A 13,315-nucleotide genomic window follows, 5' to 3' on the forward strand; every position below is an offset into this window, starting at 1 on the left:
AAGAAACAATTAATATCAAAAATAATAAATTAGTAAAGGAAGTAGGTATCAAAAATAATAAATCAGTCAAGTTAATAGAGAAATAACACAAAAAAGAGGATTATCAAGTTAAAAGTCAAATAACACAAAAAAGAGGATTATCAAGTTAAAAGTCAAGTAACACAAAAGAGTGGATTGTCAAGTTAACAAGAAAGTAACATAAGAAGAGGGTTCGTCAAGTTATAAGAGTAGTAACACAAAGAAGGAAGTTGTCTAGTTAATTTGAAAATAACACAAAAAAGGAGAATTTCACAAAATGGTAGCATCTGCGAGAATCGAACTCGCACTCCCGAAGGAACCAGATTTTGAATCTAGCGTGTCTACCAATTCCACCAAGATGCCACTTCGTGAAAAACTCTGAAAGGTGTCTGAAAGATATTTATAGAGCTTTTCAAAACCTAAGCTCTTGTACTTAAAGTACTTTACACTAGTTAAAGCCTACACACAACGAATTTTGAATCCGGCGTGTCTACCAATTCCACCACTGCGGCTTAAATATTTTTGTAGTAACTACCAAAAATTTAAACTGTTTATCAATAACGCCAGTGCATTAATGAATATGTTCGGCATTATACGAAAATAACTTTATTAAGCAATAGTTTTTATCAATCGTTGGCGTATATGTTTATTATTTGGTCGATTTGGAGGTATTTGAAAGTTTAAATCATTAAACACCGACTTAATTAATGCTTAGGTGACGGTTCCCCTTTCAACAAGGCAATTAAGTATAGCTCGCGACACTAAAATAAACGTTGCCTTCATCAGCTATTTTATCGAAATTAAAATAATTTCAGTCTAAATAAACGGCTCAATATATCAACAAGTCATTTGATGCCAATCTAAAATCATTCTTGTGTGATATAACATAGCCATGGAGTGAGCTTAGTAACAATTTACTTACTGTAAATTGACAATTCCATATGGAGAAATATTATGAAAACCTTAATAAGCAATTCGAAAAAAGTACTTATCCCCTTAATTATGGGAAGTATTTTTGCTGGAAATGTTATGGCCGCAGGCCCCTATGCGGTAGAACTTGGCGAAGCAGGTACTTTCACCATATTGAGTAAATCTGGTATTACTGATGTTTATCCGTCTACTGTTACCGGTAATGTCGGTACTAGCCCAATTACAGGCGCTGCACTTTTACTCAACTGTGATGAAGTAACCGGCGCTATGTATACCGTTGACTCTGCTGGCCCACTGCCCTGCTCGATAAATTCACCTTACCTTTTAGGATTAGCAGTCAGTGATATGGGCATTGCCTACAATGATGCTGCAGGCAGAGTTCCTGCTGATCATACCGAACTTGGTGCGGGTGAAATTGGCGGCCTAACGCTAGAACCTGGTGTTTATAAATGGTCTTCAGACGTCAATATCAGTACAGATGTTACTTTTAATGGCACTATGGATGATGTTTGGATCATGCAAATATCCGGTAATTTAAATCAGGCGAATGCCAAGCGCGTGACTTTAACGGGTGGAGCTTTAGCCAAAAATATTTTCTGGCAAGTCGCAGGTTATACCGCACTGGGCACTTATGCATCTTTTGAAGGTATCGTGCTCAGTAAAACCTTGATTTCTGTTAATACTGGAACCACTGTTAACGGGAGATTATTGGCGCAAACTGCTGTCACATTGCAAAAAAACACGATTAACGCGCCAACTGAGCAATATGAAGAAGCTCCTCTATAACAACGTAGAAACTTCAGTCAAATAGCGTTAACGACATATAAAGATGGCAAGCTTCAATGCTACTGTCATTTTTTTATGTCGTTTTTTAATACTATTTTAGCGATAAAAAACACAAATAATCATCTCTCTTATACTTTAGCTATTGTGTTTGATAAACTGGTGAAAATTTATTATTCACGTGACTTATGACTTTCATTTCATCTCAACATTTTCCCCGTGCTGGTTTTCGCCGCCGCTTAGCTTCATGGGTATATGATCTTTTAATTGCCATTGCGGTTTATATGACTGCCGGTGCAATGTCATTTCTATTGATGTACTTAGGTTTTCACTTTGGTTTATTTGGCTTACAGGGGTACGAACACTTTTCTGATGCTATTGCCAATACGGCTTGGTTAAAGTGGCCAAATGAGTTTTGGAAGCTTGCTTGGGTGTCGTTTTTCTTTATTTGGTTTTGGTCTAAAACCGGTCAAACCTTAGGAATGAAAGCCTGGCGTTTACGTGTGCAAAACCAAGATGGTACTTTGATCAATAAGGTTACTGGCCTAAAAAGATTACTGCCTACGCTATTAGGTTTAGGTAACTTTACGGTGATTTTTGATCGTAAAAACAAATTAAGCTTACAAGACAGGTTAACCGATACAGAAGTGGTGGTTTTAACGTTAGAGGCTAACCGTGGACGTTTGTAGAGCCACTAATACGCTGCAATAAAGTGAGGCATGATAAATGTGATTATCATGCCTTCTAATCACATTTATCGACTAAAAGGCGCACAAGCAAACGTTAACTGGGCCGTTTATTCATTAGGTATAACGCTAATGATACAAAGATAAAGCTGGGCATTAACGCGCCAAAAGCCGCTGGCAACTGATACACTAAGCTTAACGACCCTAGTACTTCGTTAGTAATAAAAAACAATATTCCTGTTGCTACTCCCATCATAATTCTTGCCCCCATCGATACTGAACGCAAAGGTCCAAAAACAAAAGACAAGGCAAGTAGCAGCATCACCGCAACGGTTAGTGGTTGAACTATTTTACGCCAAAAAGCTAAAACGTAACGACTTGAGTCTTGGTTGTTTTCTTCCAAATAACTTAAGTATTCAGATAAGCCCCGTAATGATAAAGCTTCGGGAGTAACCATAACGACGCCAAGTTTTTCAGGCGTCAAACTCGATGTCCACATTTTTACCTGCGATGACTCGGTAACCATTTGGTTTTCACTTAAATGGGTATCGACAACATCACGCAACTGCCAGGCATCTTTTTGATAAATAGCACTATCTGCAGATAACCAACTTGATAGTTTTAATGATTTATCAAAGCGGTATATTTGTACATCGTTTAATTTCCCTTTGTCTTCTACTTCACCAATATGGACAAAATAATCACCGTCTTTCGCCCAAGTTCCATCAGCGGATGAAATTAAGCTTCCGCCCGATATCGCCTGCGCTTTAAGCTGTCTTGCTGCTAATTCACCAACCGGCGCTAACCACTCTCCAACCGCCATGCTGATAAAAACGAGAACAGTCGCTGACTTCATCACTGATTTTATAATGTCTACCCGCGACAAACCTGCCGCTTGCATAACCACAAGCTCACTGTTTGTTGCCAGCATACCCATACCGATTAAACCACCAATTAATGCTGACATCGGGAAAAACATTTCAATATCGGGTGGGATTTTATAAAGCACAAATAAAGCTGCATGCGCAATATCATAGTTACCCTTGCCCACGGTTTTCATTTCTTCAACAAACTTAATGATACCACTTAGGCTGACAAAAACTGATAACGTTAACAGCGTTGTAGATGCAATAATTCGACCAATGTACATGTCTAATATACGCATTATGATGATTTTCCTTTGCGGGTGAAATTGCGAAATAATAGCGGAAGCTTAGCTTTGATTTTCATCCCAAAACTGCGATCCTTTATAAGCAGACTTACACCGAGCACCAGCACAAAAAAGTGTACTGGCCATAAACCTAAGCTTTTAGGTATTGTGCCCGACTCAACGCCAGAGCGCACCGCTGTCAGCATCAAGAAATAACCTAGAAACAGCAATAATGCCGGTAACATTTTAGCAAATTTACCTTGCCTAGGATTAACAACACTTAAAGGTACGGCAATTAATGTCATGATCAAACACGCAATAGGAAAAGCAATGCGCCAATGACTTTCTGCACTAAAAGCAGCGGTATCTTCTTCGAATAAATCTTGGGTTGGAATAGCCCTTAACTTTCTATTTTTGTGCGCCACTTTTTGATCTTGTATTTGGATATAATACTTATCAAAAAAGACTTCTTTGAATTCTTTACTCTTGGTATCGTTTTGATAACGTGTGCCGTCACTCAAAACTAGACGCTGTGAGCCACTTTCTTCCTCAACCACTTGTCCGGTTTGTGCATAAACTAAACTGGCATTAATAATACTTTTATCTGTGGCTTTTTTATCGGGAAGTTGCGCAACAAACACTTTTTCAAAGGTGTTGTCATTACGGTTTTTGTCATGAATAAAAATAACGGCTTTTTCATTACCTGTCGTTTGAAAACGACCAGCAATAAGCGAACTTAACCCCGAGTCTGCGGCTAATTGTTCTTTAACTTGATACTCATATTCTGAGGCCATAGGTGATAGGTACAGCGTAAAAATACCGGTAAATATCGCAGTCACAAAGCTTAAAATCAGTGTAACCCGCACTACGTACCATTCACTGACACCACAGGCATGCAATACTGTCATTTCGCTATCGGCATAAATACGCCCGTAAGCCAATAAAACCCCAAGAAATAAGCTTAAGGGTAAAATCATTCCCGCTAAGTCAGGTATCTTTAAGCCAATAAAGACCATAACCAAGTGTCCGGGGATCCCACCTTCGGCAGCATCATCAAGAATACGAACAAATTTATTACTAATAAAAATGGTCATCAGCACTAAGAAAACCGCTAATTGAGTTTTAGCGACTTCTTTAAGTAAATAACGAAAGATAATCATAAGAATTCCCTATAAAAACATCGTTTTTTTCTGACATCTGCTCTATTTTTAAGTAAACTTGTCGTTTTCATAAGTAATATTAATTTTTGCTCTGAGGGGAATTCGCTTGCACCAAGCTATAATTATAGCCTGTAGCTGAATACTTTTAAAAGTAAGCATAACGATTATTTATAGATTTAAACAAGTTTACTTGTAAATTTCATTTAAAAACAGCTTGTTTTTGTACGAATTAGGAGAGCTCATGGAGTTCAACGTAAAAAGTGGTAGTCCCGAAAAGCAACGTAGCGCCTGTATTGTTGTTGGCGTTTTTGAACCTCGCCGTCTTTCAGCGATTGCTGAACAACTTGACGAAATTAGTGAAGGCTATATCAGTAACTTATTGCGTCGCGGTGATTTAGAAGGTAAATCAGGGCAAATGTTACTGCTTCATCACGTGCCTAATATATTAAGCGAACGTGTTTTACTGGTCGGTTGTGGCAAAGAACGTGAACTTGATGAACGTCAATACCGACAAATTATCAGTAAAACTATTAGTACGTTAAATGAAACGGGCTCGATGGAAGCTGTGTGCTTTTTATCAGAACTTCATGTTAAAGGTCGCGATACCTATTGGAAAGTACGCCAAGCCGTTGAAGCGACTCAAGACTGTTTATACAGCTTTGACGGATTAAAAACACGTAAGGTTGAAGCACGCCGCCCTCTACGTAAAATGGTTTTTAATGTACCAACACGTCGAGAATTACCCATGGGCGAACGCGCTATTTCGCATGCGCTTGCTGTATCTGAAGGTATAACAACCTGTAAAAATGTTGCTAATATGCCGCCAAATATCTGTAACCCAGCATATTTAGCAGAACAAGCTAAGATTTTAGAAAATGATTACGACAATGTCAGCACTAAAATAGTTGGCGAGAAAGAAATGGAAGAATTGGGTATGAATTCATACCTTGCCGTTGGTCGAGCTTCGCGTAATGAATCTATTATGAGTATTATTAAATATAATGGTGCTGGTGATGATGTTAATCCGATAGTTTTGGTCGGTAAAGGTGTGACTTTTGATGCCGGTGGTATTTCTTTAAAGCCTGGCGAAGCCATGGATGAAATGAAATATGATATGGGTGGCGCAGCAGGTGTTTTAGGTGCTATGCACGCCCTAGCAGAATTACAGTTGCCAATTAATGTTATTGGTGTTTTAGCCGGTTGTGAAAATATGCCGGGTGGCGATGCTTATCGCCCTGGTGATATTTTAACGACGATGTCAGGACAAACAGTTGAAGTATTAAATACGGATGCAGAAGGTCGCTTGGTTTTATGTGACGCGCTAACGTACGTTGAACGCTTTGATCCTGAACTCGTTATCGATGTAGCAACCCTAACTGGTGCCTGTGTGGTTGCCTTAGGTAAACATGCATCTGGCCTGTTGAGTACGCACAACCCATTAGCACATGAGTTGTTAAATGCTTCTGAACAAAGTGGTGACCGCGCATGGCGTTTACCGTTATGGGAAGAATATCAAGAACAATTAGAAAGCCCATTTGCTGATTTCACCAATTTAGGTGGCAAAGGCGCAGGTACTATTACGGCTGCCTGTTTCTTAGCGCGTTTCACTAAAAAGTACCACTGGGCACATCTTGATATTGCCGGTACGGCCTGGCGCAGCGGTGGCAAAGACAAAGGCTCTACTGGTCGCCCGGTAAGCTTATTGACTCAATTTTTATTGAATCGCGCTGGCGCAGAGCAAAGCGAATAACTTTAGACTAAAAAGAAATAAAAGGAACAACGCAAACATGCAAACACAAGTAATGTTTTATTTGCTTGAAGAAGATGCAAAGCATGAAGCGGTGGCTGAACAGTCACATGCTCATGCTTGTTTGCAGGCTGCTAATTTTTATCGCCAAAATCAGCGAGTATTTATTTACTGCGCTGATCAGCAAACAGCTCACCAGTTAGATGAACTGCTTTGGGCCTTTGAACCTGACAGCTTTGTTCCTCACAATTTACCGGGCGAAGGCCCTAAAAATGGCGCTGCCGTTGAAATTAGTTGGAAACCACCTACTAACCGACGCGCTATTTTAATAAATTTAACCAGCACAGTGCCTCACTTTGCTAATCAGTTTTCACACATTATTGACTTTGTACCCAGTGATGAAACCCTCAAACAACAAGCTCGAGAGCGCTATAAAGGCTATCGTCAATGGGGGTTTCAAGTGGATAATCAAACCGCGCCACAACCGTCACAGTCAATTAATGCACTTTAATCAAGTTAAGTAGTCATTCCCATGGAAAAAACATTCAATCCTTCAGAAATCGAACAGTCTCTTTATCAAAGTTGGGAAGAGCAAGGTTATTTTAGCCCAACAGGTGAAGGAGATGGCTATAGCATCGCTATACCACCACCAAACGTTACCGGTAGTTTGCATATGGGACACGCGTTCCAACAAACTATTATGGATACCTTAATTCGTTATCAACGTATGCAAGGTAAAAATACTTTATGGCAAACCGGAATGGACCATGCGGGTATTGCCACACAAATGGTGGTAGAACGTAAAATTGCTGCCGAAGAAGATAAAACTCGTCACGATTACGGTCGTGAAGCTTTTATTGATAAAGTATGGGAATGGAAAGACGAGTCGGGTGGCACTATTGGCAAGCAAATGCGCCGTTTAGGTAACTCTATCGATTGGTCTCGCGAACGTTTTACTATGGATGATGGCATGTCTGAAGCGGTGCAAGAAGTTTTTGTTCGCTTATTTGAAGACGACTTAATTTACCGTGGTAAACGCTTAGTTAACTGGGATCCAAAATTCCATACCGCTATTTCTGATTTAGAAGTTGAGAACAAAGATAAAAAAGGTCACATGTGGTACTTACGCTATCCTTTGGCTGATGGCGTTAAAACTGCTGAAGGTAAAGACTACCTAGTGGTAGCGACAACTCGACCAGAAACTGTTTTAGGTGATACTGGTGTCGCAGTAAACCCTAAAGATGACCGTTATAAAGATCTTATCGGCAAACATATTTTATTACCTTTAGTTAATCGTTTAATCCCTATTGTTGGTGATGACCATGCTGATATGACCAAAGGTTCAGGTTGTGTGAAAATCACACCTGCACATGACTTTAACGATAATGAAGTCGGTAAACGTCATAATTTACCATTAATCAATATTTTAGATAAAAATGCTGCTATTTTAGCAAGCGCTGAAGTTTATAAAAATAACGGCGAGCATTCTGATGCCTACAGCACTGAATTACCAAGTGAATTTGCAGGAATGGACCGTTTTGTTGCTCGCAAAGCCATTGTCGCTAAATTTGATGAGTTAGGTTTACTTGTTGAAGTAAAAGATCATGATTTGGTCGCACCCTATGGTGATCGCTCAGGCGTGATTATTGAACCCTTATTAACCGACCAATGGTATGTTCGCACCGCACCTTTAGTAGGCCCTGCCGTTGACGCGGTAGCAACGGGTCAAATTGAATTTGTGCCTAAACAGTATGAAAATATGTACAACGCTTGGATGCGTGACATTCAAGACTGGTGTATTTCTCGTCAGCTTTGGTGGGGACATAGAATTCCAGCCTGGTACGATGAAGATGGTGGTGTTTATGTCGGTAGAACCGAAGCTGAAGTGCGTGCTAAATACACGTTAGCGGCAGATTTTGTTTTAAAGCAAGACGATGATGTACTCGACACTTGGTTTTCATCAGCATTATGGACGTTTTCTACCTTAGGCTGGCCAAGTAATATGGAAGATCTTAAAAAATTCCATTCAACTGATGTGCTTGTTACCGGCTTTGACATTATTTTCTTCTGGGTTGCCCGGATGATCATGATGACCATGCATTTCATTAAAGATGAAAATGGCCAACCACAAGTACCGTTCAAGAAAGTCTATGTTACCGGTCTAATTCGCGATGAAAATGGCGATAAGATGAGTAAATCAAAAGGCAACGTTGTCGATCCTCTTGATATGATTGATGGCATTGCCCTTGATGAGTTATTGGAAAAGCGCACCGGCAACATGATGCAGCCAAAACTGGCGGCAAAAATAGCTAAGCTAACCAAGAAAGAATACCCAGCAGGTATTGAGGCTCATGGTACTGACGCATTACGCTTCACCTTAACCTCAGTTGCATCAACAGGCCGTGACATTACTTGGGACATGAAGCGATTAGACGGTTACCGTAACTTCTGTAATAAATTATGGAATGCGAGTCGTTACGTATTAATGAATACCGAAGAGCAAGACTGCGGTAAAGTCGTTAATGGTCAACAAGGTGAAATGGAGTTTTCATTAGCTGACCGTTGGATATTAGGTCAATTCCAGCAAACTGTAAAAACTGTCCATGAATCTTTTGAAGCTTTTCGTTTCGATTTAGCTTCACAAGCACTATACGAGTTCACTTGGAACCAATTTTGTGATTGGTACTTAGAGTTAACAAAACCAGTATTGTTCAAAGGTAGCGAAGCACAACAACGTGGTACTCGTCATACCTTAGTGACTGTACTCGAAAGCTTATTACGCTTGATGCATCCTATTATGCCATTTATCACTGAAACAATTTGGCAACGTGTTGTGCCATTAAGTAACTTTGTTGCTGATAACAAAGGTAATGAAAACGCCAGTATTATGGTCCAGCGTTTTCCACAGTTTGATGAAAGTCAATGTGACCAGACGGCTATTGATGATTTAGAGTGGGTCAAACAGTTTATTGTTGCTATACGTAATATTCGCGGCGAAATGGATATTTCACCCAGTAAAGAATTACCGGTATTACTTAAAAATGTTAATGCTAATGACCAACGTCGCTTAGATGAAAATCAACAGTTTTTAAGTGCCTTAGCTAAACTTGAAAGTATTACGGTATTAACCGATAACGACAATGCACCACTGTCTGCTACCGCTGTTGTTGGCGATTTATCAGTATTAATTCCAATGGCGGGGTTAATTGATAAAGAAGCGGAGCTAGCCCGTTTAACAAAAGCGGTCGATAAACTAGAGAAAGACGCGGAGAGAACCCGTGGAAAATTGAGCAATGAAAAGTTTGTTGGTAAAGCTCCTGAAGAAGTTATCAACAAAGAAAAGACCAAGTTAGCTGATACCGAATCGGCCTTAGTCAAGCTTGCTGAACAAATAGTACAAATTTCGGCGTTGTAAGCGTTGTTTATCTTATGATTGATAATAATAATGATTCTCAATCATAAATATCTAATAAAGCCAGCATCTTAGCTGGCTTTTTTATGTCATAAAAAAGTCATCAAATCTTAAGATTTTTATAGGATTTCAAGAAAATATTGTGCTAACATACTTTTGCGTTGAGTTTTTGCGTTTCGGGAGAAGGATATTTCAACTATTTACCTTAATTTAACAAGGTCGATTATTGATTAACCTCAGACGCTACTAGTTTGTGTTATTGGAAACCTTTCTCTGTCTGTACTTTTATAGGTAGAGAGCATTTACTCCGTATATTTCATAGTGGATAATCCACTTATTACTATTTTTTAATTAATGACCTACGGGAAATGTTGACATGTCTGATTCAGTAACTGGTAAAGTAAAATTTTTTAACGAATCTAAAGGATTCGGTTTCATCGAACAAGATAACGGACCTGACGTTTTTGTTCACTTCAGCGCTATCTCTGGTGACGGTTTCCGTACACTAACTGACGGCCAAGCTGTTACTTTTACTATCAAGCAAGGACAAAAAGGTCCTGAAGCTGAAAACGTAATTGCTTCTTAATAACGACTTATTGTAGTTATTAAAGGATCTTAGCATCCGAATAAAATGAGCGGAACAATGAAAATTGTTGCGCTTTTTTTTATACTAAAATTCAACCTTCCACGTTCGTTAAAGAGCGCACATACCGTCAAACTTCCCTTTACTATCAAAGCTATTAATAAAGTCATTACTAAAGATCATCAAAAACGCATCAGTAATTAAACAAGAGTATGTATTCTTATTGCTATATGTTTATTTCTAACCACAGGCCCACTGAATTGTGTTTTAAAAGAGCTTATCAGCACAGCCATAGGTTTTATTAATTAATAAAAAGAAGTGAGTTAATGAAGGGAGGTTTACACTTGTGACACCATTATTAAATAGCGCAGCGGAAACACCGGTAAAAGGTATCAGCAAGGCTATAAAATACGGTGTCTTATTTTAGTTAGTGGGTTATCTCTGCAGAAATGATATCTACAATCGCATCAATATGCATTTCATCGGTATTTAAAGCGGGAATATAATGATACGTTTCGCCACCAGCACCAATAAACATATCTCGGTTTTCGTGCACTAACTCTTCTAAAGTTTCTAAACAGTCAGCACTAAATGCAGGGCTAATAATAGCGACATGCTTATTATCAGCGGCGAGATCAACAAGCGTTACATCGGTATAAGGTTGTAACCACTCTGCTTTACCAAAGCGTGACTGAAAGGTCATCACAAAATCATCCTCAGTAAAGGCTAACGCTTCCATTAATAACCGCGTTGTCTTTGCACAACAACAATAATAAGGGTCACCCTGCTCTAAGAAATACTTAGGCATACCATGAAAAGATAATACTAACTTATCCGGCTTACCATGTTCGGCAATATGCTTATTTACACTTTGCGCAAGGGCCGCTATATATTTAGGGTTGTCATGATAACCACTAATAAAACTTAAACTTGGGATCCAACGCCACGATTTAATTTTATTAACGACCGCATCAAAAGTAGAACCAACCGTTGGGCCTGCATATTGAGGATACAGAGGTAAGGTAATTATTTTGCTGACTCCTGCAAGCTGTAATCTGTCTAAAGCCTCGTCGATTGTAGGCTTACCATAACGCATTGCCAGCTCAACTCTGACATCATCACCATATTTCTCAGTGAGCTCTTTAGCGACTGCGTCTTTTTGTTGTTGGCTAATAACCAATAAAGGTGAGCCTGATGGTGTCCAAATACTTTCATAGAGTTTTGCTGATTTTTTAGGTCGAACCCGTAAAATAATACCATGCAAGATCATCAACCAAATAAGTCGAGGTATTTCAACGACCCGAGGATCAGATAAAAACTCACCTAAGTAGCGTCTTAAAGCTGATGCAGTAGGCGCTTCAGGTGTGCCAAGATTGGTGAGTAAAACACCAACTTTAGCCGTTTTATTATGTATTTCTTTGGTACGGCCGTGAAAACGTCCACTAAATTTAGACATGAATTAGATACTCTATTTTTTTAAATGACGAAAAAAACACCACAGATTAGTTTACCCTAACACACCAAACAAGAATCAGTTCAATCTGATGTGTTAAAAGGCTTAAACCCATACTATTTTAAATTATGGAACGATATTACTAATGACTAAATTTAATTGCTCTGTAGTCGTTACAGCTACATTATTAAGTTCAGCTTTGAAATCGCCTGATTTAATACCAGCGCCGCCTGAAGCAGAAACAACGGCATAAATATGTACCGTATCGACATCACTCAACTTAGCTTGTGGCGTCATAGCACTTGCATCGTTAAGTACTATCGTTATGGGCAAATCACTTGCAACTAATTTAACGGCGGCAAGAGGCATACGCCCACGAGAAGTATCTGCAGATATAGCATAAATGAAAACCGTTTTATCATCACCCTGTGACAGCAATGTTTGTATTTCATCACTTAATGTAACGTTAACCGTTAGCTTGGGACCAGGAATACTTGGTTCGATTTGACTGTTAGCATCGTCGGTCATATTGGGTTGGGCGATACGCTTTTTCGCTTCATCAATAACTTCAAGCAATGCTTGCTTATTGACATTCTTTTTATCTGAATCAACAACACGTTGCCAATGAGAAATAGCCACTTGATACTGACCAGCAGTAAAACTATGCATACCTAGTAATATGTTTGTGGAAGGATCACTAGGGTCTATCGCTAAAGCCTGATCAATAAACCCTTGCACCCTTTCATCAATTTGTTGTTCGTTCTTGTAGTAAATCGCTTGGGCTTTAGCACCAAACACATCGGCTTGCGGGCCTTCAATGCGTAAGACTTGGTCATAAGCTTTTACTGCACTGTCAAATTCACCGACGGTGACTAAAGATTGACCTAGAGCGTACCAAGCATCTGAGTTGTCTGGTTCGGTTTTAGTGACATCCATTAAGCGTTTTAATTGATTAATAGTTTGTTGTTCCGCATTAGCCGATTGTTGCATTGGCTCTTGAGGCGTCATTGTTGTCAGTTTTTCATAAGTGCCTATTTCAGCATATAGATAAAAACTAAAAGCTAAAATAAAAACAGACAAACCAATAGGCCAAGCCATAGCCAATACTTTCGTTTCTTGCGGCGTTTTATCTGCAAGGTCTTGATTTTCCATATCTTGCAATAAAGTATTATCTAGCTCTGTTAATAAATATTGGTAATTTTCATCATCAATATTATTTTGCTGAAAGTCTTTTTCTATCTCAGCTTTATGCTCGTGGTATAAGCGCACATTAGTTTCGTCACGCTGAGTGTCATCAATCGAGATGTTGTTTTGGTGTTGTTTAAGAAATGGTGCCCACACTACTGCTAAAACCAGCAATAAAAAGACAATAATGATAAAAATTAATTCCATG

General features: G+C 39.1%; 10 protein-coding genes and 1 tRNA gene. 6 read left to right on the forward strand and 5 right to left on the reverse strand.

Going from position 1 to position 13,315, the window contains the following annotated elements:
- Positions 1-296 precede the first annotated feature (296 nt).
- Positions 297-381 (reverse strand) — tRNA-Leu (locus H4J67_RS12505).
- A 591-nt stretch (positions 382-972) separates the two neighbouring features.
- Here H4J67_RS12505 and H4J67_RS12510 point away from each other — a divergent pair.
- Together H4J67_RS12510 and H4J67_RS12515 are read left to right on the forward strand one after the other, a co-directional pair.
- A complete protein-coding gene (locus H4J67_RS12510; RefSeq protein ID WP_182203914.1) occupies positions 973-1,734 on the forward strand; it encodes an ice-binding family protein in 762 nt (253 codons plus the stop codon).
- Positions 1,735-1,919: 185 nt separating this feature from the next.
- Positions 1,920-2,420: an RDD family protein gene (locus H4J67_RS12515; protein WP_070375839.1), complete on the forward strand. Its 501-nt coding sequence runs from the start codon at positions 1,920-1,922 to the stop codon at positions 2,418-2,420.
- Between the two features lie 94 nt (positions 2,421-2,514).
- On the opposite strand, the gene lptG is transcribed toward H4J67_RS12515, so the two are convergent.
- Both lptG and lptF read right to left on the reverse strand, forming a co-directional pair.
- On the reverse strand, positions 2,515-3,582 hold the full coding sequence (gene lptG, locus H4J67_RS12520) for an LPS export ABC transporter permease LptG (RefSeq protein WP_197517592.1): 1,068 nt from the start codon (positions 3,580-3,582) through the stop codon (positions 2,515-2,517).
- The gene (lptF, locus tag H4J67_RS12525; RefSeq protein ID WP_182203916.1) at positions 3,582-4,727 is read right to left on the reverse strand and encodes an LPS export ABC transporter permease LptF; all 1,146 of its coding nucleotides are present in this window, start codon (positions 4,725-4,727) and stop codon (positions 3,582-3,584) included. Before lptF ends, lptG begins: the two co-directional genes overlap by 1 nt.
- 241 nt (positions 4,728-4,968) lie before the next feature.
- On the opposite strand from lptF, the gene pepA reads away from it, so the two are divergent.
- The 4 genes from pepA (at position 4,969) to H4J67_RS12545 (ending at position 10,472) form a co-directional block, all read left to right on the forward strand.
- Complete coding sequence (gene pepA / locus H4J67_RS12530; RefSeq protein ID WP_182172563.1) at positions 4,969-6,477, forward strand: leucyl aminopeptidase; 1,509 nt, start codon at positions 4,969-4,971, stop codon at positions 6,475-6,477.
- Positions 6,478-6,514: 37 nt separating this feature from the next.
- Positions 6,515-6,985 (forward strand): DNA polymerase III subunit chi, encoded by a 471-nt coding sequence (locus H4J67_RS12535; RefSeq protein WP_182203918.1) that lies wholly within the window; start codon positions 6,515-6,517, stop codon positions 6,983-6,985.
- A gap of 21 nt (positions 6,986-7,006) precedes the next feature.
- Positions 7,007-9,889, forward strand: coding sequence for a valine--tRNA ligase (locus H4J67_RS12540; protein WP_182203925.1), 2,883 nt, complete (start codon positions 7,007-7,009; stop codon positions 9,887-9,889).
- A 373-nt stretch (positions 9,890-10,262) separates the two neighbouring features.
- The gene (locus tag H4J67_RS12545) at positions 10,263-10,472 is read left to right on the forward strand and encodes a cold-shock protein (protein WP_070375833.1); all 210 of its coding nucleotides are present in this window, start codon (positions 10,263-10,265) and stop codon (positions 10,470-10,472) included.
- Between the two features lie 424 nt (positions 10,473-10,896).
- Here the strand turns inward: H4J67_RS12545 and hemH are convergent, their stop codons facing one another.
- Positions 10,897-11,925, reverse strand: a complete 1,029-nt coding sequence (gene hemH, locus H4J67_RS12550; protein WP_182203927.1) for a ferrochelatase — start codon at positions 11,923-11,925, stop codon at positions 10,897-10,899.
- Between the two features lie 123 nt (positions 11,926-12,048).
- Entirely contained in the window at positions 12,049-13,314 is a 1,266-nt protein-coding gene (ccmI, locus tag H4J67_RS12555; RefSeq protein WP_182172586.1) for a c-type cytochrome biogenesis protein CcmI, read from the reverse strand.
- Position 13,315: the final 1 nt, after the last annotated feature.

The organism is Colwellia sp. BRX10-4 (assembly GCF_014077465.1).
Classification (GTDB): domain Bacteria; phylum Pseudomonadota; class Gammaproteobacteria; order Enterobacterales; family Alteromonadaceae; genus Colwellia_A.

What these genes read in the sequence shown, in the direction of transcription:
- H4J67_RS12510 (WP_182203914.1), top strand. Translation starts at nt 973, where the DNA reads ATGAAAACCTTAATAAGCAATTCGAAAAAAGTACTTATCCCCTTAATT.
- H4J67_RS12515 (WP_070375839.1), top strand. Translation starts at nt 1,920, where the DNA reads ATGACTTTCATTTCATCTCAACATTTTCCCCGTGCTGGTTTTCGCCGC.
- lptG (WP_197517592.1), bottom strand. Translation starts at nt 3,582, where the DNA reads ATGCGTATATTAGACATGTACATTGGTCGAATTATTGCATCTACAACG.
- lptF (WP_182203916.1), bottom strand. Translation starts at nt 4,727, where the DNA reads ATGATTATCTTTCGTTATTTACTTAAAGAAGTCGCTAAAACTCAATTA.
- pepA (WP_182172563.1), top strand. Translation starts at nt 4,969, where the DNA reads ATGGAGTTCAACGTAAAAAGTGGTAGTCCCGAAAAGCAACGTAGCGCC.
- H4J67_RS12535 (WP_182203918.1), top strand. Translation starts at nt 6,515, where the DNA reads ATGCAAACACAAGTAATGTTTTATTTGCTTGAAGAAGATGCAAAGCAT.
- H4J67_RS12540 (WP_182203925.1), top strand. Translation starts at nt 7,007, where the DNA reads ATGGAAAAAACATTCAATCCTTCAGAAATCGAACAGTCTCTTTATCAA.
- H4J67_RS12545 (WP_070375833.1), top strand. Translation starts at nt 10,263, where the DNA reads ATGTCTGATTCAGTAACTGGTAAAGTAAAATTTTTTAACGAATCTAAA.
- hemH (WP_182203927.1), bottom strand. Translation starts at nt 11,925, where the DNA reads ATGTCTAAATTTAGTGGACGTTTTCACGGCCGTACCAAAGAAATACAT.
- ccmI (WP_182172586.1), bottom strand. Translation starts at nt 13,314, where the DNA reads ATGGAATTAATTTTTATCATTATTGTCTTTTTATTGCTGGTTTTAGCA.